Origin of the sequence: Pseudomonas sp. MNR3A (assembly GCF_009650575.1) — a bacterium.
GTDB lineage: Bacteria > Pseudomonadota > Gammaproteobacteria > Pseudomonadales > Pseudomonadaceae > Aquipseudomonas > Aquipseudomonas machongensis.
In genome coordinates this window covers 48,328-73,398 of the sequence record NZ_VZZS01000019.1, presented here as the reverse complement: position 1 = coordinate 73,398, position 25,071 = coordinate 48,328, and the positions used below count along the sequence as shown (strand labels likewise).

The window sequence follows — 25,071 nt, the reverse complement described above, 5'->3', positions numbered from 1 at the left end:
GAATAAGAACAATAAAACGGAGTCAGACGACGATGCTGTCAATGCAGCCCAGCCGGTCCCTTTGCGCCCGCCCCTCCACGCTCGCCAGCGCCATTGCCCTTGCCGGCATCGCCCCGATGAGCCAGGCCGCCTTCTTCGAAGACAGTACGGCCACCTTCGAAACCCGCAACATGTACTTCAATCGCGACTTCCGCGATGGCACCAGCTCGCAGCAATCCAAGCGCGACGAATGGGCCCAGGGCTTCATGCTCAACTTCGAATCCGGCTATACCGACGGCACCGTGGGCTTCGGCCTCGACGCCCTGGGCATGCTCGGCATCAAGCTCGACTCCAGCAAGGACCGTACAGGCACCGGCCTGCTGCCGACCCACGACGACGGCAAGGCGGCCAACGAGTACTCCAAGCTCGGCCTGACCGGCAAGGTCAAGATCTCCCAGACCGAACTCAAGGTCGGCACCCTGATCCCGGAACTGCCGACGCTGCAGCCCAACGACGGGCGCATCCTGCCGCAGACCTTCGAAGGCGGCGTGCTCACCTCCCGCGAGATCAAGAACCTGACCTTCACCGGCGGGCGCCTGGAAAAGGCCAAGGACCGTGACGACACCAACTGGGAAGACCTGGCGCTGAACAACAAGAACGGCCGCTTCGGTGGTACGTTCCGCGCCGATCACTTCGACCTGGGCGGCCTGGACTACAAGTTCACCGACCGCATCACCGGCAGCTACCACTTCGCCCAGCTCGACGACATCTACCGCCAGCATTTCGTCGGCATGGTCGCCACCCAGCCCTGGGGCCCCGGCACCTTCGGCGCCGACCTGCGCCTCTCGAAGAGCGACGAACAGGGCAAGGCCCTGGCCGGCAAGATCGACAACACCACGGTCAACGGCATGCTCAGCTACGCGCTCAGCGGCCACAAGTTCAGCGCCGCCTACCAGCACCTGTCTGGCGACAGCGCCTTCCCCTATGTCGACGGCGCCGACCCGTACCTGGTCAACTTCGTCCAGATCAACGACTTCGCCGGCGCCGACGAGCGCTCCTGGCAGGTCCGCTACGACTACAACTTTGCCTCCCTGGGCATCCCCGGCCTGACCTTCATGACCCGCTACATCAACGGCGACAACGTCAGCCGCGCCGATGGCAGCGAAGGCAAGGAGTGGGAACGCAACACCGAGTTCAAGTATGTGGTGCAGAGCGGTCCGCTGAAGAACGTCGCAGTGCGCCTGCGCAACGCCACCTTCCGTTCCAACTTCGCCCGCGACGCCGATGAAGTACGCCTGCTGGTCAGCTACAGCGTGGCCCTGTGGTAACCCATAACAACAACGCTCACGGAGATAGACGATGAACCTTTCACTACGCCGACTCGTCCTTGCCACCGGCTGCCTGCTGCTGGCAGGCAACGCCCTGGCCGCCGAACCGAAACGCCCGGAATGCATCGCCCCGGCCTCGCCCGGCGGTGGTTTCGACCTGACCTGCAAACTGGTGCAGAGCGCACTGGTCGAGGAGAAGATCCTCAGCAAGCCCATGCGCGTCACCTACATGCCAGGCGGTGTTGGCGCCGTGGCCTACAACGCCGTGGTGGCCCAGCGTCCGGCCGACGGTGGCACGCTGGTCGCCTGGTCCAGTGGCTCGCTGCTGAACCTGGCCCAGGGCAAGTTCGGCCGTTTCGACGAGAACGCGGTGAAATGGCTGGCCGCCGTCGGCACCAGCTATGGCGCCATCGCAGTGAAAAGCGACTCGCCCTACAAGACCCTCGATGACCTGGTTGCGGCATTGAAAAAGGACCCGAGCAAGGTGGTGATCGGTTCCGGCGGCACCGTGGGTAGCCAGGACTGGATGCAGACCGCGCTGATCGCCAAGGCTGCCGGCATCAACCCGCGCGACCTGCGTTACGTGGCCCTGGAAGGCGGCGGCGAAATCGCCACCGCGCTGCTCGGCGGCCATATCCAGGTGGGTTCGACCGACATTTCCGACTCCATGCCACACATCCAGAGCGGCAGCATGCGCATCCTCGCGGTGTTCTCGGAAAATCGCCTGGACGAACCTGAAATGAAGAACATCCCGACCGCCAAGGAGCAGGGCTACGACATCGTCTGGCCGGTGGTGCGCGGCTTCTACCTCGGCCCGAAGGTGAGCGACGAAGACTACGCCTGGTGGAAGGAGTCGTTCGACAAGCTGCTGGCCTCGGAAGACTTCGCCAAGCTGCGTGACCAGCGCGAGCTGTTCCCGTTCGCCATGACCGGTGAAGAGCTCGATGGCTACGTGAAGAAGCAGGTCGCCGACTACAAGACCCTGGCCAAGGAATTCGGCCTGATTCAGTAAGCCCCTGCGATCTCTGTGGGAGCGGGCTTGCCCGCGAATTCGCCAGTCGCAGCAGCATCGTTGCCTGGTCTGTTCCATTCGCGGGCAAGCCCGCTCCCACAGGGAAGCATGAAAGCCGCTTCTATCGAGGATTCCTTCATGATCCTGCAACGCATCTTCGCCCTGGTCCTGCTGGCAGTCTGCGCCGCCCTGGCCGTCATGGCCTGGCCGTACCAGGCGGCGTTTTCCTATGAGCCGGTAGGGCCGCGTGCCTACCCGCTGCTGATGCTCGGCCTGATGAGCCTGGGCCTTTTGTATCTGGCGATTCGTCCGACGCCCATCGTGCACAAGGACGATGAAATTCCCCTGGACCGCGAGACCCTCACCAAGATCGCCGCCTGCATCGGCCTGCTGATCGTCTTCGCCGCCACCTTCGAGTCGCTGGGCTTCATCCTCAGCGCCGTCCTCACCGGCCTGCCCATGGCCCGCCTGTATGGCGGCCGCTGGCTGCACAGCGCCATGGTGGTGGTGGGCATGAGCATCTTCCTCTACTGGCTGTTCGACCGGGTGATGGACGTCCCCCTGCCTCTCGGCCTGCTCGACGTACTGGAGAACTGACACATGGATACCTTGAGCTACCTCGGCCAGGGCTTCGGCGTCGCCCTGAGCCCCTACAACCTCGTCACTGCCCTGAGCGGCACCTTGATCGGCACCGTCGTCGGCCTGTTGCCAGGCCTGGGCCCGATCAACGGTGTGGCGCTGCTGATCCCCATCGCCTTCGCCCTCGGCCTGCCGCCGGAGTCGGCGCTGATCCTGCTGGCCGCGGTGTATCTGGGCTGCGAGTACGGCGGCCGGATCAGTTCGATCCTGCTGAACATCCCGGGCGAAGCCTCGACCGTGATGACCACCCTCGATGGCTACCCGATGGCCCGCCAGGGCCTGGCCGGTGTCGCCCTGTCACTGTCGGCCTGGAGCTCGTTCATCGGTGCCTTCATCGCTACCTGCGGCATGGTGCTGTTTGCCCCGCTGCTGGCGAAATGGGCGATCGCCTTCGGACCGGCGGAGTACTTCGTGTTGATGGTGTTCGCCATCGTCGCCCTCGGCGGCATGGCCGGCGACAAGCCACTGAAGACCTTCATCGCCGCGCTGATCGGCCTGTTCCTGTCCGCCGTCGGCATCGACGCCAACAGCGGCGTGTACCGCTTCACCGGTGACAGCGTGCACCTGGCCGACGGTATCCAGTTCGTCGTGCTGGTACTGGGCCTGTTCTCCATCAGCGAGATTCTCCTGCTGCTGGAAAAGACCCACCATGGCCACCAGGCCGTCAAGGCCACCGGGCGCATGTTGTTCAACCTCAAGGAAGCGGCCTCGGTCTTCGTCGTCAACATTCGCTGCGGCCTGCTCGGCTTCTTCATGGGCGTGCTGCCCGGTGCCGGTGCCACCCTGGCCAGCGCCGTGGCGTACATGACCGAGAAGCGTATCGCCGGGACCAGCGGCAAGTTCGGCAAGGGCGATGCCCGTGGCCTCGCCGCCCCGGAAACCGCCATCGGTGCATCCTGCTGCGGCGCCCTGGTGCCAATGCTGACCCTGGGCGTACCAGGTTCGGGCACCACCGCCGTGATGATCGGTGCACTGACCCTGTACAACATCACCCCCGGCCCACTGCTGTTCGAACAGCAGCCTGACATCGTGTGGGGCCTGATCGCCTCGCTGTTCATCGCCAACATCATGCTGGTGATCCTGAACATCCCGATGATCCGCATCTTCACCCGCATCCTTGCCGTGCCGAACTGGGCGCTGGTGCCGGTGATCGCGATCATCACCGCGATCGGCGTCTATGCCGTGCACGCCACCACCTTCGACCTGTTCCTGATGGTTGGCATCGGCATCATGGGCTACATCCTGCGCAAGCTCGACTTCCCGCTGTCGCCGATCCTGCTGGGCTTCATCCTCGGCGGGCTGATGGAGCAGAACCTGCGCCGTGCGCTGTCGATCTCCAACGGCGAGCTGGGCATCCTCTGGTCGAGCCCGATCAGCATGAGCGTGTGGGCACTGGTGTTCTGCATGCTGGCCCTCCCGCTGCTGCGCATCTGGCGCCGCCGCAGCCTGCAGCGCCGGGCCATGGCTGATGCCTGATCGGTCGTTGCCGCTGTTCTGGGCCACCGGGCTGGTCGGACTTGCTGGCGGTTTCATCGCCAGCAAGGTCGGCTGGCCTTTGCCGTGGATGGTCGGCTCGCTGCTGGCGATCATCGCAGTACGCTGCCTCACCCCCTGGCAGCTGTCGGAGATCCCCAACGGCCGCAAATGCGGGCAGTGGGTCATCGGTATCGGTATCGGCCTGCACTTCACCCCGGAAGTGATCGAACAGGTTGCCAGCCATTTCGGCTTGATCTTCTTCGGCGCGCTGCTGACCACGGTCTCCAGCGGCGTCGGCGTGTGGCTGCTGCGCCGCTCCGGTGAGGACCGTGCCACGGCATTCTTTGCCAGCATGCCTGGCGGCTCGGGGGAAATGGTCAACCTGGGCGCGCGCAACGGTGCGGTACTCAGCCAGGTAGCGGCAGCGCAGAGCCTGCGCGTGCTGGCGGTGGTGCTGTGCGTACCGGCGCTGTTCAAGCTGCTGCTGGGCGATGGCGTGGCGCTGAACCATGCCGGCAGCGTCAGTTGGGGCTGGCTGGCGCTGATCGCGCCGCTGAGCATCGGCATGGCGCTGCTCTGGCAACGCCTGCGCCAGCCCAACCCCTGGTTGTTCGGGCCACTGTTGGTGGCCGCCAGCATCAGCCTGGCAAACAACCTGCAGATCGGCCTGCCCAACGGCGCCAGCCAGATCGGCCAGTGGCTGATCGGCAGTGGCCTGGCCTGTCACTTCAACCGCGCGTTCTTCCGCCGTGCGCCGGCATTCCTGGGGCGCACCCTGGTGGCGACGGCCCTGTGCATGCTGATCGCAGGCGGAGCGGCCTGGGTGCTGAGCCTGTTCAGCCACCTGGACCTGCGTTCGCTGACATTGGGGATGATGCCGGGGGGGATTGCCGAGATGAGCCTGACGGCGGAGACCCTGCAACTGTCGGTGCCGCTGGTGACGGCATTGCAGGTGATGCGGCTGCTGTTCGTGCTGTTTCTGGCAGAGCCGATGTTCAGGTATTGGGTGCGCCAGGGCGATTGAGCGGTCGGTCTCTTCGCGGGCAAGCCCGCTCCCACTGGCTGAGGGCAGGCTTGCCCGCGAAGAGACCAACCCGACCGCAAGCCCTTACAACGGCGGCACCGCCCAGTTGATGGGCTCCAATCCGCGCTGCTGCAGGAAGCCGTTGGTCCGGCTGAAATGCCCGCAACCCAAAAATCCGCGATACGCCGACAAGGGCGACGGATGCACCGACTTGAGCACCAGATGCTTGGTCCCGTCGATCAGCTTCTGCTTGCTCTGCGCATGGGAACCCCACAGCAGGAACACCACGTTCTCGCACTGCTCGCTGACCAGCTCGATGATGCGGTCGGTGAAGAACTCCCAGCCCTTCTTGGCATGCGACGCAGCATTGGCACGCTCGACCGTCATGGTGGTGTTGAGCAGCAACACCCCCTGCTCGGCCCAGCTCTGCAGGTAGCCGTGATTGGGGATCGGCAGGTTCAGGTCGCGCTGCAGCTCCTTGTAGATGTTCACCAGCGAAGGCGGCGTCGGCACGCCCGGCTGCACCGAGAAGCACAGACCATGGGCCTGGCCGGGGCCGTGGTAAGGGTCCTGGCCGAGGATCACCACCTTCACCTTGTCCAGCGGCGTGGTGTTGAGGGCGTTGAAGATCAGCGGCCCAGGTGGATAGATCTCCTTGCCCGCGGCATATTCCTGGCGCAGGAATTCGCGCAGCTGCTGCATGTAGGGCTTGTCGAACTCGGCACGCAATGCGGCCTTCCAGCTAGGTTCGAGCTTGATGCGATCGTCGTCGGTCATGGCGCCATCCTGAATCAGAGTGGGCGCGACACTAGGAAAGCCGCCCCGGCTTGTCAATCGCTCCGACCGGTGACAAGCACGATCGGCCAGGCAAGCCATACTTGTGCGACGACTTGCGCGAGGTTGTCCATGTCCATTCATTGCGAGGTACTCACCGGCGCCGATGGCGCCCGTATCGGCATCGCCACCCTGGATGCCGCCAAGACCCTGAACGCCCTGACCCTGCCGATGATCGAGATGCTCGATTCGCACCTGCGCGAATGGGCGCGCGATCCGGGCGTCGTCTGCGTGCTGCTGCGCGGCGATGGCGAAAAGGCCTTCTGCGCAGGCGGCGATGTCCGGGCGCTGGTACAGGCCTGTCGCGAGCATCCCGGCAGCGTGCCGCCGCTGGCGGCAACCTTCTTCGCCGCCGAATACCGCCTCGACTATCTGCTGCACACCTACCCCAAGCCGCTATTGTGCTGGGGCCACGGTCATGTGCTGGGCGGCGGCATGGGCCTGTTGCAGGGTGCCAATGTACGCATCGTCACCCCCAGCAGCCGCCTGGCGATGCCGGAGGTGAGCATCGGTCTGTATCCGGATGTCGGTGCCAGTTGGTTCCTCAGCCGCCTGCCGGGCAAGCTTGGCCTGTTTCTGGCGCTGACAGGTGCGCCGATCAATGCCCGTGACGCCCTTGACCTGGGGTTGGCGGACCGCTTCCTCGGCGAGCAGCAGCAGGCGGCGCTGATTGAGGAACTGCTGCAACTGAACTGGCAGGAACAGACCGACTTGCAACTGAACAGCCTGCTCAGGGCCGAGCAGCATCGCGCCTGGGGCGAACTTCCCGAGGCGCAGTGGCTGCCCCGCCGCGCCGTGATCGATGCGCTGCTCGATATCGCTGACCCGGTAGCCGCCTGGCGGGCCGTGTGCGGCTTGAGACAACACGCCGATCCACTCCTGGCCAAGGCGGGCGAGCGCTTGCATGAAGGCTGCCCGCTCACGGGGCATCTGGTCTGGGAACAGCTTCACCGCGCCCGTCATCTGTCGCTGGCCCAGGTGTTCCAGATGGAATACGCCATGAGCCTGAACTGCTGTCGGCATCCGGAATTCAGCGAAGGGGTGCGTGCTCGCTTGCTCGACAAAGACAACCAACCGCGCTGGCACTGGCCGGATATCGGCAAGGTGCCAGCGGCGGTGGTCGACGCGCATTTCGCTAAAGTCTGGGAGGGGCGACACCCGCTGGCAGATCTGGGCTGATCCTATCGCTGCCAGTTGCGATCCCCGCGCCCCCGGTCCCTTTGCCCATTGGAATGCCAGCGATCATCCCGCCCACCACCACGATAGTCCTGGCGATCGCGGTCACGCCCATAGTCATAGCGCTGGCGGTTGCCGTAGTCATAACGCGGATTGCCATGCCACTGGTTCACCACCGGTGGCGTGTAGGGCCGGTAGTAAGGCGCCGGCGCTGGACGGTAGTAACGCGGTGCCGTCTGGTAGTAATACCGAGGCTGGGGCGCGACGTAGTAACGGTCCTGACGATAGTAGTAACCCGGGTAGGCGTAGCGGTCAGCGGTGTAGTACTCGCTGCGGTAATAGCCCCCGCCCCCGTAGTATGGGGCGCAGGCACTGGTCATCAGGCCAAGCAGAACGACCAACAGGATTCGAGGGTACATGGCGGCCTCCTGGACCGCTGGATTGCCCGGCACAGCGGCGCTGGCGGACGTCGATCGCAACACGTTGATCGACACTGAGTAAGACAGTGCGCCCGAGGTCCGGTGCCATTTGCGCAACAAATTGAAACAGACAGAACGATCTGGAAATACAAATGGACAGAGGCGCGACAAGAGCTGTGAGCGGATATACTGCGCGCCTCCGTGCAGATCTACCTCGAATACCCGGAAGCCCCCATGAACGACAGCCAGCGCTGCCCCGCCTGCGGCGCCGCCAACCAGTGCGCCCTGGCCGACCCGCGCAGTGCCACCCAGGCCTGCTGGTGTTTCAGCGTCAGCATCGACTCCGCTGTGCTAGAAGCGCTTCCCGACGAACTGCGTAACAAAGCCTGTCTGTGCCCTCGCTGTGCAGCAGTCGACGAACAGCTCAAGGCAGCCGACCAGCGGCAGCCTCTCTAAGACTTGTACGATGCGCCTCGATCGATTTCTCGCCAACTTCCCCCAGTACAATCGCCAGCAGGTGCGCGTGCTGCTGGTGCAGCGCCGTGTGCGGGTCGACGCGCAGCCGGTGATCGATCCGCGCCATGAGGTGCGTGAATTCAGCCGAGTCGAGGTCGATGAGCAGTTGCTGCAGGCCGGGCGCCCAGCACGCTACCTGATGCTGCACAAGCCCGCCGGTTGCGTCAGCGCCACACGCGACCCGCAGCACCCCACCGTACTCGACCTGCTGCCGCCCGAACTGCGTGACGACCTGCACATTGCCGGGCGCCTGGACTACAACACCACCGGCCTGATGATCCTGACCAATGACGGCCAATGGTCACGCCGCCTGACCCAACCACGCACCAAGCAGGCGAAGATCTATCTGGTCGAGACTGAGGACGAAATCGGCGCGCACTACATCGACAAATTCCGCCAAGGCTTCTACTTCGCCTTCGAAGACCTCACCACCCTGCCCGCCCAACTCGACATTCTGGGCCCACGCAGCGCGCGGCTGGCGATCGTCGAAGGGCGCTATCACCAGGTCAAGCGCATGTTCGGCCACTTCGACAACAAGGTGATCGGCCTGCACCGCGAAAGCATGGGGCCGATCCATCTGGACCCGGCCCTGGCGCCAGGTGCGTTCAGGACGCTGACCGCCGAGGAAATCGCGGCGGTCTGAAGGTCGGCCTCAGGCGTTCTTCCTCACCCTGAACCACGCCGCATACAGCGCCGGCAGGAACAACAGCGTCAGGGCCGTGGCCACGATCAGACCACCCATGATCGCCACCGCCATCGGCCCGTAGAACACGCTGCGCGACAGCGGGATCATCGCCAGAACCGCCGCCAGGGCGGTCAGCACGATGGGCCGGAAGCGCCGCACCGTGGCCTCGATGATCGCCTGCCAACGGTCCAGCCCAGCGGCGATGTCCTGCTCGATCTGGTCCACCAGGATCACCGAGTTACGCATGATCATCCCTGCCAGCGCGATGGTGCCAAGCATCGCCACGAAGCCGAACGGCTGGCGGAACACCAGCAGGAACAGGGTCACACCAATCAGCCCCAACGGCGCGGTGAGGAACACCATCACCGTGCGCGAGAAACTGCGCAGCTGGATCATCAGCAGGCTCAGTACCACCACGATGAACAGCGGCATGCCCGCGTTCACCGAGCGTTGACCGCGCTGGGCATCCTCCACCGTGCCGCCGACTTCCAGCAGGTAGCCGTCGGGCAACCGCTCGCGCACCTGCTGCAGGGTCGGCAGGATCTGCTTGACCAGGCTGTCCGGCTGTTCCTTGTCGTAGATGTCGGCACGCACGGTCACCGTCGGCAGGCGATTGCGGTGCCAGATCACGCCCTCTTCGAAGCCGTACTCCAGCGTCGCCACCTGCGACAACGCCACGCTCTGGCCGTTGTCGGTCGGCAGCGCCAGGCTGCCCAGGCTACCCATGTCGCTGCGCTCCTCGCGGGTGCCGCGCAGGAGGATCTCGATCAGTTCGTTGTCCTCGCGGTACTGGCTGACCGTAGTACCTGTCAACGAGCTCTGCAGGAAACTGGACAGGTGCGAGGTACTCACCCCCAACGCGCGGGCACGGTCCTGGTCGATCGCCAGGAACACCGCCTTGCTCGGCTCCTCCCAGTCCAGGTGCACGTTGACCACATGCGGGTTCTCGCGCACCTTGGCCGCCACCTCGCGGGCCAGGGCGCGTACTTTCTCGATGTGCTCACCAGTGACCCGGAACTGCACCGGGTAACCCACGGGCGGACCGTTCTCAAGGCGCGTGACCCGCGAGCGCAATTGCGGGAATTCCTGCTCAAGGGTGGTAATGGCCCAGCTGCGCAGGGCTTCGCGGTCTTTGAGCGACTTGGCCAGCACCACGAACTGGGCGAAGCTCGCCGCCGGCAGTTGCTGATCCAGCGGCAGGTAATAACGCGGTGAGCCGGTGCCGACGTAGGCCACGTAGTTGTCGATACCGTCCTGCTGCTTGAGTAAGGCCTCCAGGCGCTTGACCTGCTCGGCGGTATTGGCCAGCGAAGCCCCTTCGGCGAGCTTCAGGTCGATCATCAGCTCAGGCCGCGCCGACGCAGGGAAGAACTGCTGGGGCACGAAGCGGAACAGCACGATGCTGCCGATGAAAGCGGCAATGGTCAGCACGATCACGGTCTTGCGACGGCGCACGCACCACTCCACCACCTTGCGCACACGCTGGTAGAACGGCGTGGCATAAGGGTCGGGCGTATGCTCACCATTGCCGTGACGCGCCGCATGGCGCTTGGCCAGGTCCGGCAGCAGGCGGTCGCCCAGGTAGGGGACGAACAATACCGCCGCGACCCACGAGGTCAGCAAAGCAATGGTCACCACCTGGAAGATCGACCGGGTGTACTCGCCGGTGCTCGACGCGGCCGTGGCGATCGGCAGAAAGCCCGCAGCGGTGATCAGCGTGCCGGTCAGCATCGGGAAGGCGGTACTCGACCAGGCATAGCTCGCCGCCTTGAGCCGGTCGTAGCCCTGCTCCATCTTGATCGCCATCATCTCGACCGCAATGATCGCATCGTCCACAAGCAACCCCAGGGCCAGTACCAGCGCCCCCAGCGAAATCTTGTGCAAGCCGATGCCGAAGTAGTGCATCGCGGCGAAGGTCATCGCCAGCACCAGCGGGATCGCCAGCGCCACCACCAACCCCGTGCGCACCCCCAGCGAGAAGAAGCTCACCAGCAACACGATGACCAGTGCCTCGACCAGCACCTGGATGAACTCGCCGACCCCAGCCTTGACCGCTGCCGGCTGATCGGACACCTTGCGCAGTTCCATGCCCGCTGGCAGGTTGTGCGCCAGGCGGGCGAACTCGGCTTCCAGCGCCTTGCCCAGTACCAGGATGTCACCGCCGTCCTTCATCGACACGGCAAGGCCGATGGCATCCTCGCCCATGAAGCGCATACGTGGCGCAGGTGGGTCGTTGAAGCCGCGATGGACTTCGGCGACATCGCCGATGCGGAAGGTTCGGTCGCCCACACGGATGGGGAACTGGCGAATCTGCTCGACGCTGTCGAAGCGCCCGCTGACCCGCAGTTGCAAGCGCTCACTGGGCGTTTCGAAGAAGCCCGCAGTGCTCACCGCATTCTGCTCGCGCAACGCCTGCTGCACCGCCGCCAGCGGCACCCCAAGGGTCGCCAGCTTGGTGTTGGACAGCTCGATCCAGATCTTCTCGTCCTGCAAGCCGATCAGCTCGACCTTGCCCACATCCTTGACCCGCTGCAGCTGGATCTGGATGCGGTCGGCATAATCCTTGAGCACCGCATAGTCGAAGCCTGCCCCGCTCAGGGCGTAGATATTGCCGAAGGTGGTGCCGAACTCGTCGTTGAAGAACGGCCCCTGCACCTCCGGTGGCAAGGTGTGACGAATGTCCGCGACCTTCTTGCGGATCTGGTACCACAGCTCGGGAATTTCGTTCGAATGCATCGAGTCGCGGGCCATGAACGTGACCTGGGACTCACCCGGACGGGAGAACGAGACGATCTTGTCGTACTCGCCGGTCTCCATCAGCTTCTTTTCGATGCGCTCGGTGACCTGTCGGGATACCTCTTCGGCGGTGGCACCAGGCCACAGCGTACGCACGACCATGGCCTTGAAGGTAAAGGGCGGATCTTCACTCTGCCCCAGCTTGGTGTAGGACATGGCGCCAATGGCCGCCAACAGGATCATCAGGAACAGTACGATCTGGCGATTGCGCAGCGCCCAGGCGGAAAGGTTGAAACCCATCGGGACTTACTCCTTGGTCGCCAGGTTCACCACACGGTTGCTGCGATCGACCGGCCGTACCTCCTGGCCTTCGCGCAGCACGTGGCCACCTGCGGCGACCACCCAATCGTTGGCGCCCAGCCCTTCGAGCACCGGCACGCTGTCTGCGCCATAAGGGCCGAGACGCACGGGCGCACGCTCCAGCCGATTGTCCTTGCCAACCCGCCAGACATAAGCCTGGCCCTGCTCGGCAGTCACCGCCGACAGCGGCACCGACAGCGGCGAGTGTTCGGCATGGGCGATGTACACCTTGGCGCTCTGGCCCAGCTCTGCCGGGGCTTGCGTCGATGTGAAAGCGATTCGCGCAGCGAAGGTGCGCGAGCGTGGATCAGCCGCCGGCGACAGCTCGCGGATGCGTCCCTCGAAGCGTTGCTCGGGGTGCGACCACAGTTCGACACTGACCGCCTGCCCTACCGAGAAACGCGCGAACTGTTGTTCGGGCAGGCCGATGGCCACCTCACGTTCGCCATCGGCGGCCAGGGTGAACACTGTCTGCCCCGCCGCAACCACCTGGCCGACCTCGACCTGGCGCTTGGCGATCACTCCGTTCTGCGGCGCCCGCAGCACCGCATATTCCGCCTGGTTGCCGGCCACGTCGAATTCGGCCTTGGCCTGCTTGAGGCGGGCAAGACCTGCACGGTAGAGGTTCTCGGCATTGTCGAACTGGGAATGGCTGACCATCTGCCGGTCGAGCAGCTTCTGGTAACGGTCGCGTTCGGCCCGCACCAGCGACAGGTTCGCTTCGGCGGCCGCCATCTGCGCGCGGTTGGCCTCCAACTGCAGGCGCACATCCTGTGGATCGAGCTCGGCCAGTGGTTGGTCGGCCTTGACCCGCTGCCCTTCCTCGACCAGGCGCTTGCTGACCTTGCCACCAATACGGAACGCCAGTTCCGGCTCGAACCTGGCGCGTACTTCGCCCGGATAGCTGTCGGCCGAGGCGCCGGTGGGCTGGGGCTGGATCACCAGTGCCGGACGCGGGGCCGCGGGTGCAGCAGCCTCCTGGCCGCAGGCAGTGAGCAGCAGAAGGCAGGCAAGGGGCAGGACGAGGGGCGACGCACGACGCAACATGATGGAAGACCTTTCGCAGAGGACGCATCGAATAATTATACTGGCGGGTATATTAAGTCAGCGAAACGACTCCGGGAAGCAGGTGCATGAGAGAAAAATGTATTTGCGCCGCGACGTGCGTAGCAGCCGCGAGCCGCGCGACCCGGTAATATGAGCGCTTCATCAGACAGACACGGATTCCAATGCCCATCGACGCACCCACAGGCCCTGGCCGGCCCAAGGATCTCGCCAAGCGCGAGGCCATCCTCGAAGCCGCCAAGTCGCTGTTCCTCAGCCTTGGCTATGCCAACACCAGCATGGATGCGGTCGCTGCGGCGGCAGGTGTTTCAAAACTCACGGTCTATAGCCACTTCAACGACAAGCAGACCCTGTTCGGCTCGGCAGTCATGGCCACCTGCCAGACGCAGCTGCCCGACCTGATCTTCGAGCTGCCCGAGGGGGTGCCGATCGAAGAGGTGCTGCTCAACATCGCCCGAGGCTTCCAGGCACTGATCAGCAGCGACGAGTCGGTCAAGCTCACGCGCCTGATCATGGCCCTGGGCAGCCAGGACCCGGGGCTTGGGCAGTTCTTCTACGAGGCGGGGCCCAAGCGGGTGCTGGCCGAGATGGAGGCGTTGCTGCGCTGTGTCGACGAGCGTGGGTTGCTGCGGATCGAGAATCCGTTGCGCGCCGCCGAGCATTTCTTCTGCCTGATCAAGGGCGCTGCCGATTACCGCCTGCTGCTGGGCTGCGCACCGCCGCTGGCCGGAGAGGAAGCCGAGCAGCATGTGCGCGAGGTGGTCGGGGTGTTCATGCGGGCGTATGGCATTCAAGGTTTGCGTAGAGGCTAACAGGCGCTAGTCGAAAGCTTTTTAGCGCCTACAAGATCGAGCGCCGCCCGCGCGGCGCTTCGCGGGCAAGCCCGCTCCTACATTTGTTTCGGGCCAGTTATGCCTGTGCCGCAGGCGCGCGACCGCTTGGTGTGTACGACTCGATATTGCGCCGTGCGCCAAAGGGGTCGCGCGAAAATGCCACAGGATTCATTGGCCCGAAACAAATGTGGAGGCGGCGGTTCGGCGCTCCGACTTGCCCGCGAAGCGCCGCGCGGGCGGCGCTCGATCTCATAGGCGCTGAAAAACTTCAGGCAAGCACCTGTCAGCCCTCACGCAATCACATTGCAAACACCTTGGAAAGCCATGCTCAAAAGCTGGCTTACCCTAAGCCTTCAACGCCTTCTTCGGATAGATATCATAGCGGCTGGACTTGCCTTCCAGGCTATGGCTCGGCTTTGGCCCGTCGATGATCGGCGCCTTGCGCGGGCGCTTGACCACCACCCGGTGGCTGGCCAGCGCCAGCGCCGCCTCCAGCAGTGCAGGAGCATCCAGGTCGTCGCCCACCAGCGGGCGGAACACGCGCATTTCCTTCTTCACCAGCGCGCTCTTGTCACGATGCGGGAACATCGGGTCAAGGTAGATCACCTGCGGCGCCTCGCCCTGCCAATCGCGCATGCGCTCGATGGCGTTACCGGTCAGCAGGCGCATGCGCTCGACGATCGGCGCCACTTCGGCATCCAGGCGCCCACGCGCCAGGCCATCCTCGAGCAACGCAGCAATCAACGGCTGACGTTCGATCAGGGTCATCTGGCAGCCCAGACTCGCCAGCACGAAGGCATCCTTGCCCAGGCCCGCAGTGGCATCGAGCACCTGGGGGCGAACGCCTTGGGCAATACCGACCGCCTTTGCGATCATCTGTCCATTGCCGCCGCCGAACAGACGCCGATGCGCCGCCTGCCCTTCGACGAAATCCACCCGGACCGGACCGGGAGCCTGCGGGCCCAATTGCTGGATCTGCAGACCATCAGCACCGATTTGCACAGCGAACTCCGCCGCGTCATCCACCTGCGGCAGGCCCAGACGCTGCGACCATTCCTGTGCCTGCGCCTGGAACGACGCCGACAGCGCCTCGACCCTGATACCTGTGCCCTGCTCTTGCTCTGCCATCCGATCCCGCACTCGAAAAAATTAATGAAACCCCGGCCACGGCCGATAAAAGCTCTATCCGCTATTCTGCCAGAGCACAACGCGCGCGACTGCCATGTCAGATACTCTTCCCATCGGTTTGACCTACCTGTCGCCAGTCGGCAACTACGGTCGCCAGAATACCCAGGCACTGGGCGGCGTCAGCCACCTGTGGCAGGACTTCTTCGCCCGCGCGATGGCCGAGCAGTCCGCAGAAGAGCAGGACAGCTTCAGCCAGGCATTGACTCGCCAGTACGACAAGGACAGCGGCGAGCCACTAGGTGGCGCCAAGGCGCTGGCATTGATCGAAATTCAGCGCGCGCTGCCGGTTCAGGATACCGAGGTGCGTCCGCCCGAGCCGCTGTTCCTGCCCAAGGCGGAACTGGAAGCCAACCTGCTGGAGCCGGCCCCCGAACCCTTCAGCGCCAGCGAACTGATCGAACAGCAGCGCCAGCTCGACCTCAACGGCAGTTGGCTGCGTCCGCTGGTGATGAACCAGGGCCATCCCTCGCCCGAGCCGGGCCCGGCGCCTTCGCCGCGTCCGCTGCACCTGCCGATCGCCGAACTGGAAAAGTACCTGCTAGAGCCGGCCCCGGAGCCCTTCGACGACGCAACTCTCGCCAAGCAGCAGACCGACCTGGAGTTCGACACCCACTGGGCGCGCCCGGTGGTGCTGAACAACGTGCGCGTACACGCCTGAATCAGCGACAGACCTGCCACCGCCCCGCATCCAGATGAAAGTGGTTTGCGTGGGCGGCGTTGTAGTCAGGCCCAAGCACCGTACTGAAGCTCTCGCAGGCCGCATCGCGCACTTCGCGCAGGAATTGCGCCTTCGTCCCGCCCGCCTGCCAGTCTCGCGCGAGCACGATGCGCTGGCCATCCTTCAGACGAAAACCGCTGATGTCCAGGGCATTGGCCGTCGCGTGCTGGCTAAGCCGCCCCTGCTCGCGATGATAGACATTGCGACAGGCAAAGCTGCCCAGGTGATCCACCTGTGCCACCGACTGGCCGAACACACGCTGCGCCGCAGGCTGCAGGCCGTGAGTCTCGAACAGCGCATAGGCCACCGCCAGCGGACAACTGGCGAGAAAGCTGCTGCTCAACCGCGCCTCGCCAGCTTCGATACGCCATACGTTGCGTAACGGACAACGCGCCGTTTCCGGGCTGTCGGCCTGTTCCCGATAACGCAGCGCGGAGGTTTGCAGTGCCTGTCGACACAGATCCGGGTCGTCACGCAGGCGTGACAGCTTGTAGGCCGTCAGCAGGTTCGGCGGCTGACGCACATCGAGCGCCGCCCAGGGGTTCCACGCCGCCGGGGGGCGCCAGCCGAGATACCAGGCAACAGCGCCTGCGACCATCAGCCCGCCCAACAGCGTCGCCAGCAAGCGCATGGCCGATCAGCGTCGGAACAGATCGTTGAGCTGGGCGAACGGCACCGCCTGCTCGCCGTAAGCGAAGGTGCCCTGGTCGCGGATCTCCAGCGCCGCACGCTGCAACGCCCCCAGCGCCGCCCTGGCCATTGATGAACCCACACTGATGCGCCGCACACCCAGGTCCTGCAACTGGTTCACCCCCAGCGGCACGCCTGCCATGCCCATCAGCACATTGACCGGCCTGGGCGCAACTGCCTGCACCACTGCTCGTATCTCATCGACGCTGCGCAGGCCTGGGGCATAGAGCACATCGGCACCGGCCTCGGCGAACGCCTGCAGCCGCTTGATGGTGTCATCCAGGTCCAGGCGCCCGTGCAGCAGGTTTTCTGCGCGGGCACAGAGGGTGAACGGGAAAGGCAGGCTGCGGGCCGCCTGCACTGCCGCGCGTACGCGCTCGACGGCCAGGTCGAAGTCATGGATGGGGGAATCGCGGCGACCGCTGGCGTCCTCGATCGAGCCGCCCACCAACCCGGCCTCGGCGGCACGCAGGATGGTCTGCGCGCAGTCTTCGGGCCGGTCGCCGAAACCGTTCTCCAGGTCTGCGGCCACCGGCAGAGGTGTGGCATCGACGATGGCCTGGGCGTTGGCCAGGGTTTCATCGAGGCTCAGAGCGCCCTCAGCATCAGGACGGCCCAGACTGAAGGCCAATCCAGCGCTGGTCGTGGCCAGTGCCTCGAAGCCCAGCGCAGCCAGCAGCTTGGCGGACCCGGCGTCCCAAGGGTTGGCGATGACGAAGGCGCCATCACGCTCATGCAACATCTTGAAGGCTTCGGCTCGCAGGGTTTGCACATCCATGATCAGGTCTCCGGCAAGGTCTGGGGGTCAGAGTAATCCCAGTTGTTCGACCTCAGGTGCGCGCGGCAATTCCGGCAAGGCCGCCAGGCCCGGCAACCGCACCATGAGGCGCTGGTGAAAGTGCTGGGCCAAGGCTGCGGCCAGGCGGTTGTCGGAGGTGTGCAGGAAAATGTACGGGCAACGCCCCTCCTCGATCCAGCCGGCGACCTTGTCTACCCAGGGTGTGAGAAAGCTGTCGTTGGCAGCCAACTCCGGATGACCGATGAAGCGCACCTGCGGGTGCTGGCTGAAGGCGGCCGGACGCGGCGGCACCTTGGGCTTCTTGGCCTGCGCGTGCAGCACCGCCGGGTCGCGCAACGTGCAACTGAACAATGCCCGCGGATCCAGGCAGATTCGCTCCACACCGCGCTCATGCAACAGTCGGTTGAGCAGGCGCTCTTCATCGCCACGGGCGAAGAAGGCATCGTTGCGCACCTCGACGGCCACTGGCACACCGATCTCGTCGAGAAAGTGACTCAGTTCTGCCAATCGGGCCGGGCCGAACAGCGCTGGCAGTTGCAGCCAGTAGGGGGTTACTCGCTCGCCCAGCGGCGCCAACAGGCGGGTGAAGTCCAGCGCGGATTCAAGCTGATCACGCAGATCGCCCGCATGGCTGACGTCACCGGGAAACTTCGCAGTGAAGCGAAACCGCTGGGGCATGACCTGGGCCCAGCGCTCCACCGTGGCGGGCGCAGGACGGGCGTAGAAGGTGGTGTTGCCCTCGACCGCATTGAACACCTGGCTGTACAGGCCAAGGTATTCAGCAGGGCGGGCGTCGGCGGGATAGAGGTAGTCGCGCCAAGCGTTCTCGCTCCAGGACGGACAACCGAGGTGATAAGGCAGAGGCGATGGATTCATCCATCAAATGTACAGGTCCAACCCCAGCACTTCCATCTCCCAATCGGTGAAACCGGCGGTGCTGAGGTAGCTGGCCAGCGCGGTGGCGGTGCGACGGTCACGGGCGCGGGGGAATACCATGTCCTGCTGACGCGCAGGCAGGCCGGCGCTGCGGCGGTTGGCGCGGGCAATCTGCTCGGCTTCGTCGTCTTCGACGTCCTCGATTACCTGCGCATCGTCGATGCTCTCGTCGCGCACCAACGCCTTGCGCGGGGCACGCTTGACCGGATAGGACTGTGAGGAGAAACCGTCGATGCGCATGATGGGTGCACTCGGGAGCAATGATGGCAATCTAGCAGCATCAGGCTTCCATCACCAATGCGCGTGTGATAACTGGACCACAGTTCGCGCAAAAGGTTTTATCTCGAACGGCAATAGCCGACGAACTGCACTCAGCGCGCCTTGGGCGTAGCGACGTTATCGCGCAGATAGACCGGTTGCGCCTGTTCGGCCGCAACCGCCTCGCCACGCGCCCAGGTATGACCGGCCAGGCTGAGGATATCCAGGGCATGCGGCAGGGCCTGGGCATCGCAACGCTCGACCTGCACCGCCAGACGCTCGCCGTAACCCCAGCCAGTGCCGGCACCGAACCACTGGCCGGCCTGGGGCAGCGCCGCCCGCTCAGGTGCGATCACCCGCTCCTGGTCGAGCAGGCGCATTTCGCCATCGTGCGCCTTGTAGCAGCCCCAATACACTTCGTCCATGCGCGCATCGATGGCCGCGGCCACCTGCTGCACGCCCTGTTGGCGCAACGCTCCCTGGGCCAGGGCGGCGAGGTTCGACACCGGCAGCACCGGGCGTTCGAGGGCGAACGCCAGGCCCTGGACCACACCGATGGCGATGCGCACACCCGTGAAGGCCCCAGGCCCACGGCCAAAGGCGATGGCATCCACTGCACTCAGGGCGATACCGGAGTCGGCGAGCAACTGCTTGATCATCGGCAGCAGCTTCTGCGCATGCTGGCGCGGGATCACCTCGTAATGGCTGGTCACCTTGCCGTCATGCAGCAGGGCGACGGAACAGGCTTCGGTGGCGGTATCCAGGGCCAGCAGGGTGGTCATCGAACGTGTATCCAGGCGAGAGGGAAAAGAGCGGCAGTATAAACGACAACGGCCCGCAAGCGGGCCGTTGTAAAACGCAGAGGGCGATCAGCTCAGGGCTGCCAGCACCTTGGCGGTGATCGACTCGACCGAGCCGACGCCTTCGATGTGGGCGTACTTGGGCTTGCCGGCGTTAGCGGCGGACAGCTTCTGGTAGAAGTCCACCAGCGGCTTGGTCTGGCTGTGGTAGACCGACAGGCGGTGACGCACGGTTTCTTCCTTGTCGTCGTCGCGCTGGATCAGGTCTTCGCCGGTGACATCGTCCTTGCCTGCCACTTTCGGCGGGTTGTACTGGATGTGGTAGGTGCGGCCCGAGGCCAGGTGCACGCGGCGACCGGCCATGCGACCGACGATCTCTTCGTCGTCCACGGCGATTTCGACTACGGCATCAATGTCGACACCGGCAGCGACCATGGCTTCGGCCTGCGGGATGGTGCGTGGGAAACCGTCGAACAGGCAGCCCTTGGCGCAGTCTGGCTGAGCGATGCGCTCCTTCACCAGGCTGATGATCAGATCGTCGGAAACCAGCTGGCCGGCGTCCATGACTTTCTTCAGTTCCAGACCCAGCGGGGTGCCGGCCTTGACAGCGGCACGCAGCATGTCGCCGGTGGAGATCTGTGGAATACCGAACTTCTCGGTGATGAACTTTGCCTGAGTACCTTTACCGGCCCCGGGAGCTCCCAGCAGAATTACGCGCATCTTGTGCTCCTCATATTTTTTTATTGCAAATCAATGGATTCGGCGTTCAGGGCCAAGTCCGGAAAATCGGATCAGACCGGAAAATCGGTCAAAAGGCTGCTCAAGATACACAGCGCCCGGCAGGCAGACAAGCGTTCCAAAATTGCACGAACGCCCATCTGGCGCCCTTTTGCCGAGCAGGTTGCACCCATCGCAACCTACCCCGATGCATACCCCGGCTGCATCACCGTGCAGCCCGGTGCGGCGCTGTCCGACGGCCTCAGCCGGTGTTGCGCAAACCGGCGGCAATACCGGCCACGGTCACCAGCAGGGCCTGCTCCAGCGGGCTGTCCAGAGCGGCTTCGCGCACCCGCGACCGGGCCAGCAGCTCGGCCTGCAGGCGGTGCAGCGGGTCCAGGTAGGTGTTGCGCAGGCTGATGAATTCCAGGGTCTCCGGGCTGTGTGCCAGTAGCACCGGCTGGCCGGTGAGGCCCAACACCACCTGGCACGACTGCGACAATAGGTCGCGCAGATGCGCACCCAATGGCAGCAGCGCCGGTTGCACTAGACGTTCGTCGTAGGCCCTGGCGATTTCCGCATCGGCCTTGGCCAGCACCATCTCCAGCATGTCGATGCGGGTGCGGAAGAACGGCCACTGCTCACGCATCTGCCCCAGCAGCTCACCCTGGCCGCGCGCCAGGGCATTGCCCAGCGCCGTTTCCCACCCAAGCCAGGCCGGCAGCATCAGGCGCGTCTGGGTCCAGCCGAAGATCCACGGGATGGCCCGCAGGCTTTCGATGCCGCCCGCCCGGCGCTTGGCCGGCCGACTGCCTAACGGCAGGCGCCCAAGTTCCTGCTCCGGGGTGGACTGACGGAAGTACTCGACGAAATCGGGGTTCTCGCGAACCACCGCGCGATAAGCCTTCACCCCATCGGCGGCGAGCTGGTCCATGAGTTCGCGCCAGGCAGGCTCGGGCGGTGGCGGCGGCAGCAAGGTCGCCTCGAGCACCGCCGCCAGGTAGAGATTGAGGTTCTGCTCGGCGATCCCCGGCAGGCCGAACTTGAAACGGATCATCTCGCCCTGTTCGGTCGTGCGGAAACGCCCCGCCACCGAACCTGGCGGCTGGGAAAGGATCGCCGCATGGGCCGGGCCACCGCCACGGCCGACGGTGCCGCCACGGCCGTGGAACAACAGCAGTTCGACTTGATGTTCGCGGCAGATGCGCACCAGGTTTTCCTGCGCCCGGTACTGCGCCCAGGCGGCTGCAGTGGTACCGGCATCCTTGGCCGAGTCCGAGTAACCGATCATCACCTCCTGCGGCCCGTGCAGGCCGGCACGGTAGCCCGGCAGGCCGAGCAGTCGTTCCATCACCGGGCCTGCGTTGTCCAGGTCGGCGAGCGTTTCGAACAGCGGCACCACGCGCATCGGCCGGGTCAGGCCGGCCTCCTTGAGCAGCAGTTGCACGGCCAGCACATCCGATGCTGCGCCAGCCATGGAGATGACATAGGAGCCAAGCGATGCCGCGGGTGCTGCAGCAATCTCGCGGCAGGTGGCAAGCACCTCGGCAGTCTCGGCCTCGGGCTGGAAATGCGCGGGCAACAGCGGCCGACGATTCTTCAGCTCGGCCTGGAGGAAGCTCATGCGCTGTTCTTCGTCCCACTCGGCATAACGCCCGAGCCCCAGGTACTCGGTGATCTCCGACAGCGCGTCGCGGTGCCGGGCCGCATCCTGACGCACGTCCAGGCGCACCAGGAACAGGCCGAAGGTCACCGCCCGGCGCAGGCAGTCGAGCAACGGGCCGTCGGCGATCACACCCATGCCGCAGTCGTGCAGCGACTGATAGCACAGTTGCAGTGGTTCGATCAGTTCACGATTGTCGGCGAGCACGTCCGCACCGGCAGGCTGCGGACCGGCCAGCGAGGCATGCGCCCAAGCCCGGGTGGCACGCAGGCGATCGCGCAGTTGCTTGAGGAAGGCGCGGTAGGGCTCGGCGCTGTCACCCACCTTGGCGCGCAGGACATCACTGGCCTGTTGCATGGACAGTTCGGCGGCGAGGTAGTCGATATCGCGCAGGAACAGGTCGGCCGCCATCCAGCGCGCCAACAACAGCACCTCGCGGGTGACCGGGGCGGTGACGTTGGGGTTGCCATCGCGGTCGCCGCCCATCCACGAGGCGAAACGCACCGGCGCCGCTTCCAGCGGCAGGTGCAGGCCCGTGGCCTCGAACAACGCCTTGTCGACCTTGCGCAGGTGGCTGGGAATCGCCTGCCACAGGGAATGCTCGATCACCGCAAAGCCCCATTTGGCCTCATCGACCGGCGTTGGCCGGGTGCGTCGAATCTCCTCGGTGTGCCAGGCCTCGGCGATCAACCGGCGCAGGCGCTCGCGCACCTGCTGGCGCTCGGCCGGCGTGAGGTCGCGATGGTCCTGTGCGGCAAGCTGCGCGGCGATGGCATCGTACTTCTGGATCAGCGTACGCCGCGCCACTTCGGTGGGGTGGGCAGTGAGCACCAGCTGGATGTCCAGCTTGGCCAGTTGCCGGGCCAAGGCATCGTTGCCATGCCCTGCCTGCTTGAGCCGCGCCAGCAACTCAGGCAGAGCACGGTCCTCGAACGGCGCCGGTTGGTCGGCGCCACGGCGATGGATCAACTGGTACTGCTCGGCAATGTTGGCCAGGTTGAGGAACTGATTGAAGGCCCGGGCAACCGGCAACAGGTCATCGTCTGCAAGATCGCCGAGGGTGGAGCTCAACTGCTCGGCCGCGCCACGGCGATCGGCCTTGGCGCTGTGACGGATATCCTCGATCTTCTGCAGGAATGCCTCGCCATGCTGCTGGCGGATGGTCTCGCCCAGCAGTTCACCCAACAGATGGACATCCTCACGCAAGCGCACATCGATATCGGTCATTGGCTCTCCTCATCGCGCGGTCCACCCGCGCCGCCGCCCAGGTCATTGCCCCAAGAGTGCCCACAGGCGCCCCCGCAAGGCAAGCCGGGATCGGCCAATGCAACTAAAGTGAAGAGACGGCCCTCACAGCTCATGCCATGGTTTTACAGAGGTCATCATGAAAATCCGCGAGCTCGCACAACATTGGGAACAGAACGCCGCCGGCACCCTCAGCCCCACCGGGCACCACCTGCACCTGGACCTGGAGTCCGAAGCGCGCCTGGCAGCCTTGGTCGAGATGTACCCCAAGCGCACCACCGAAGAATTGCTCGGCGAACTGGTTGCCGCCGCGCTCGAAGAACTCGAAGCCAGCTTCCCCTACGTGAAGGGCCAGCAGGTGATCGCCACCGATGAAGAGGGTGATCCGCTGTACGAAGATATCGGCCCCACGCCACGCTTCCTCAGCCTGTCGCGGCGGCATCTGCACGACCTCAGCCACACGCTTCCCAAGCGCGACGCTTGAGCTGGAAGGCCCGCGAATACTGCCGCGCACGGCAATAGTTCCGTAGGAAAAGCCCTGACTGACCAGTCAGAAATAATTACGAAGCCTACGCAACTTTTTCTGAACTATTCTGAAAATGCTCAAGTCGGAGCCAATAGCCATCACGCAAAAACCCTGCACGCATGGTGTTTGGCTTTGGACTCGAGCACATGCGTATGTCAGGGAGCGATGGACTGCCACGGACATCGTTATCAGGAGTGATCCAATGGAGTTGACCACCATGAAGACCCGCACCGAAAAATTCCCGTCCAACTCTCTGCGCGGGCTCAAGCTGGCCGCGCTGGCGCTTGGCAGCAGCCTGGTACTGGCTGGCTGTGCTGGCAACCCGCCGACCGAGCAGTATGCGGTGACCCAGTCTGCCGTGAACTCTGCCGTCAGCGCAGGCGGCACCGAGTTTGCCGCCGTGGAGATGAAAGCGGCGCAGGACAAGTTCAAGCAGGCGGAAATCGCCATGCATGACAAGAAGTACGACGAAGCCAAGCGACTGGCAGAACAGGCCGAATGGGACGCCCGCGTTGCCGAGCGCAAGGCACAGGCAGCCAAGGCCCAGAAAGCCGTGCAGGATGCCCGCCAGGGCGTTCAGGACGTACGTGAGGAAGGCCTGCGCAGCGCCCAGTGAGGCCTGCCCGGTATTCCCCTGCCTTCGTTATCGATCAAAGGATGAACACAATGCGCAATTACGTAATGATCCCTGCCCTGTTGGCTCTGAGCGTCGGTCTGGCTGCGTGCTCGCACGACCCGAACGCCAACCTGGAATCGGCCCGCACCAACTTCTCGGCGCTGCAGAGCGATCCGCAGTCGAGCAAGCTGGCAGCCCTCGAGACCAAGGACGCCCAGGACTGGCTGAACAAGGCTGACAAGGCCTACATGGACCGCGAAGACGAGAAGAAGGTCGATCAACTGGCCTACCTCACCAACCAGCGTGTCGAAGTCGCCAAGCAGACCATCGCCCTGCGTACCGCAGAAGCCGATATCAAAAATGCTGCGGCGCAACGCGCCCAGGCCAAGCTGGACGCCCGCGACGCGCAGATCAAGAAGCTGCAGGACAGCCTCAACGCCAAGCAGACCGACCGCGGTACGCTGGTGACCTTCGGCGACGTGCTGTTCGACTTCAACAAGGCTGACCTGAAGAGCAGCGCCCTGCCCAACATCACCACCCTGGCCAACTTCCTCCAGGAAAACCCGGAGCGCAAGGTGATCGTCGAGGGTTATACCGACAGCGTCGGTTCGGCCAGCTACAACCAGGGCCTGTCGGAGCGTCGCGCCGAAAGCGTGCGCCGTGCGCTGCTGCGTGCCGGCATCGACCCGTCCCGCGTGGTCGCCCAGGGCTATGGCAAGGAGTATCCGGTCGCGGACAACTCCAGCAACTCGGGCCGTGCGCAGAACCGTCGCGTGGAGGTGACCATCTCCAACGACAACCAGCCAGTTCAGCCGCGTTCCACCATGCGCTGA

General features: G+C 64.6%; 25 protein-coding genes. 13 read left to right on the top strand and 12 right to left on the bottom strand.

Annotation, left to right across the window (positions count from 1 at the left end; genetic code table 11):
- The first annotated feature begins 32 nt into the window (after positions 1–32).
- The 5 genes from F6X62_RS14825 to F6X62_RS14805 all read left to right on the top strand — a co-directional run bounded on the left by F6X62_RS14825 (position 33) and on the right by F6X62_RS14805 (position 5,458).
- Positions 33–1,307, top strand: coding sequence for an OprD family porin (locus F6X62_RS14825; RefSeq protein WP_153773988.1), 1,275 nt, complete (start codon positions 33–35; stop codon positions 1,305–1,307).
- Between the two features lie 31 nt (positions 1,308–1,338).
- Positions 1,339–2,319 carry a tripartite tricarboxylate transporter substrate binding protein gene (locus tag F6X62_RS14820; RefSeq protein ID WP_153773987.1) on the top strand — a complete coding sequence of 327 codons (981 nt, stop codon included), beginning with the start codon at positions 1,339–1,341 and terminating at the stop codon, positions 2,317–2,319.
- A 138-nt stretch (positions 2,320–2,457) separates the two neighbouring features.
- Positions 2,458–2,916 (top strand): tripartite tricarboxylate transporter TctB family protein, encoded by a 459-nt coding sequence (locus F6X62_RS14815; protein ID WP_153773986.1) that lies wholly within the window; start codon positions 2,458–2,460, stop codon positions 2,914–2,916.
- Between the two features lie 3 nt (positions 2,917–2,919).
- Entirely contained in the window at positions 2,920–4,434 is a 1,515-nt protein-coding gene (locus F6X62_RS14810) for a tripartite tricarboxylate transporter permease (protein ID WP_054891849.1), read from the top strand.
- Entirely contained in the window at positions 4,427–5,458 is a 1,032-nt protein-coding gene (locus tag F6X62_RS14805) for an AbrB family transcriptional regulator (protein WP_153773985.1), read from the top strand. The genes F6X62_RS14810 and F6X62_RS14805 overlap by 8 nt, the downstream gene beginning before the upstream one ends.
- A gap of 84 nt (positions 5,459–5,542) precedes the next feature.
- On the opposite strand, the gene ung is transcribed toward F6X62_RS14805, so the two are convergent.
- A complete protein-coding gene (ung, locus tag F6X62_RS14800) occupies positions 5,543–6,235 on the bottom strand; it encodes a uracil-DNA glycosylase (protein WP_054891851.1) in 693 nt (230 codons plus the stop codon).
- A 129-nt stretch (positions 6,236–6,364) separates the two neighbouring features.
- On the opposite strand from ung, the gene F6X62_RS14795 reads away from it, so the two are divergent.
- Positions 6,365–7,471: an enoyl-CoA hydratase/isomerase family protein gene (locus F6X62_RS14795; RefSeq protein WP_153773984.1), complete on the top strand. Its 1,107-nt coding sequence runs from the start codon at positions 6,365–6,367 to the stop codon at positions 7,469–7,471.
- Between the two features lie 2 nt (positions 7,472–7,473).
- On the opposite strand, the gene F6X62_RS14790 is transcribed toward F6X62_RS14795, so the two are convergent.
- The gene (locus tag F6X62_RS14790; protein WP_153773983.1) at positions 7,474–7,887 is read right to left on the bottom strand and encodes a hypothetical protein; all 414 of its coding nucleotides are present in this window, start codon (positions 7,885–7,887) and stop codon (positions 7,474–7,476) included.
- Positions 7,888–8,121: 234 nt separating this feature from the next.
- On the opposite strand from F6X62_RS14790, the gene F6X62_RS14785 reads away from it, so the two are divergent.
- Entirely contained in the window at positions 8,122–8,343 is a 222-nt protein-coding gene (locus F6X62_RS14785; protein WP_153773982.1) for a cysteine-rich CWC family protein, read from the top strand.
- Between the two features lie 10 nt (positions 8,344–8,353).
- Positions 8,354–9,046: a pseudouridine synthase gene (locus tag F6X62_RS14780; RefSeq protein WP_151925346.1), complete on the top strand. Its 693-nt coding sequence runs from the start codon at positions 8,354–8,356 to the stop codon at positions 9,044–9,046.
- A gap of 9 nt (positions 9,047–9,055) precedes the next feature.
- Here F6X62_RS14780 and F6X62_RS14775 read toward each other — a convergent pair whose 3' ends face one another.
- Both F6X62_RS14775 and F6X62_RS14770 read right to left on the bottom strand, forming a co-directional pair.
- Positions 9,056–12,124 (bottom strand): efflux RND transporter permease subunit, encoded by a 3,069-nt coding sequence (locus F6X62_RS14775; protein WP_153773981.1) that lies wholly within the window; start codon positions 12,122–12,124, stop codon positions 9,056–9,058.
- Positions 12,125–12,130: 6 nt separating this feature from the next.
- Positions 12,131–13,231, bottom strand: coding sequence for an efflux RND transporter periplasmic adaptor subunit (locus F6X62_RS14770; protein WP_125930600.1), 1,101 nt, complete (start codon positions 13,229–13,231; stop codon positions 12,131–12,133).
- A gap of 182 nt (positions 13,232–13,413) precedes the next feature.
- On the opposite strand from F6X62_RS14770, the gene F6X62_RS14765 reads away from it, so the two are divergent.
- Positions 13,414–14,061, top strand: a complete 648-nt coding sequence (locus tag F6X62_RS14765; RefSeq protein WP_112897584.1) for a TetR/AcrR family transcriptional regulator — start codon at positions 13,414–13,416, stop codon at positions 14,059–14,061.
- Positions 14,062–14,427: 366 nt separating this feature from the next.
- Here the strand turns inward: F6X62_RS14765 and F6X62_RS14760 are convergent, their stop codons facing one another.
- Positions 14,428–15,210: a class I SAM-dependent methyltransferase gene (locus tag F6X62_RS14760; RefSeq protein WP_153773980.1), complete on the bottom strand. Its 783-nt coding sequence runs from the start codon at positions 15,208–15,210 to the stop codon at positions 14,428–14,430.
- Between the two features lie 94 nt (positions 15,211–15,304).
- On the opposite strand from F6X62_RS14760, the gene F6X62_RS14755 reads away from it, so the two are divergent.
- Entirely contained in the window at positions 15,305–15,928 is a 624-nt protein-coding gene (locus F6X62_RS14755; RefSeq protein WP_054895054.1) for a hypothetical protein, read from the top strand.
- Position 15,929: 1 nt separating this feature from the next.
- Here the strand turns inward: F6X62_RS14755 and F6X62_RS14750 are convergent, their stop codons facing one another.
- The 7 genes from F6X62_RS14750 to ppc all read right to left on the bottom strand — a co-directional run bounded on the left by F6X62_RS14750 (position 15,930) and on the right by ppc (position 23,078).
- Positions 15,930–16,619 (bottom strand): extensin family protein, encoded by a 690-nt coding sequence (locus tag F6X62_RS14750; protein WP_153773979.1) that lies wholly within the window; start codon positions 16,617–16,619, stop codon positions 15,930–15,932.
- 6 nt (positions 16,620–16,625) lie between these two features.
- Positions 16,626–17,456: an oxaloacetate decarboxylase gene (locus tag F6X62_RS14745; protein WP_153773978.1), complete on the bottom strand. Its 831-nt coding sequence runs from the start codon at positions 17,454–17,456 to the stop codon at positions 16,626–16,628.
- A 27-nt stretch (positions 17,457–17,483) separates the two neighbouring features.
- Positions 17,484–18,353, bottom strand: a complete 870-nt coding sequence (locus F6X62_RS14740; RefSeq protein ID WP_153773977.1) for a DUF72 domain-containing protein — start codon at positions 18,351–18,353, stop codon at positions 17,484–17,486.
- A 3-nt stretch (positions 18,354–18,356) separates the two neighbouring features.
- Positions 18,357–18,653, bottom strand: coding sequence for a hypothetical protein (locus tag F6X62_RS14735; RefSeq protein WP_054895058.1), 297 nt, complete (start codon positions 18,651–18,653; stop codon positions 18,357–18,359).
- A 131-nt stretch (positions 18,654–18,784) separates the two neighbouring features.
- Positions 18,785–19,453, bottom strand: coding sequence for a tRNA (adenosine(37)-N6)-threonylcarbamoyltransferase complex dimerization subunit type 1 TsaB (tsaB, locus tag F6X62_RS14730; protein WP_153773976.1), 669 nt, complete (start codon positions 19,451–19,453; stop codon positions 18,785–18,787).
- 87 nt (positions 19,454–19,540) lie between these two features.
- Positions 19,541–20,191: an adenylate kinase gene (adk, locus tag F6X62_RS14725; RefSeq protein ID WP_153773975.1), complete on the bottom strand. Its 651-nt coding sequence runs from the start codon at positions 20,189–20,191 to the stop codon at positions 19,541–19,543.
- A gap of 259 nt (positions 20,192–20,450) precedes the next feature.
- Positions 20,451–23,078, bottom strand: a complete 2,628-nt coding sequence (ppc, locus tag F6X62_RS14720) for a phosphoenolpyruvate carboxylase (protein ID WP_153773974.1) — start codon at positions 23,076–23,078, stop codon at positions 20,451–20,453.
- A 157-nt stretch (positions 23,079–23,235) separates the two neighbouring features.
- Between ppc and F6X62_RS14715 the strand changes: the two genes are divergently transcribed.
- The 3 genes from F6X62_RS14715 to F6X62_RS14705 all read left to right on the top strand — a co-directional run bounded on the left by F6X62_RS14715 (position 23,236) and on the right by F6X62_RS14705 (position 25,071).
- Positions 23,236–23,580 carry a hypothetical protein gene (locus tag F6X62_RS14715; protein WP_063543338.1) on the top strand — a complete coding sequence of 115 codons (345 nt, stop codon included), beginning with the start codon at positions 23,236–23,238 and terminating at the stop codon, positions 23,578–23,580.
- Between the two features lie 244 nt (positions 23,581–23,824).
- Positions 23,825–24,238, top strand: coding sequence for a DUF4398 domain-containing protein (locus F6X62_RS14710; protein ID WP_054895063.1), 414 nt, complete (start codon positions 23,825–23,827; stop codon positions 24,236–24,238).
- Between the two features lie 50 nt (positions 24,239–24,288).
- Positions 24,289–25,071: an OmpA family protein gene (locus tag F6X62_RS14705; RefSeq protein WP_065863151.1), complete on the top strand. Its 783-nt coding sequence runs from the start codon at positions 24,289–24,291 to the stop codon at positions 25,069–25,071.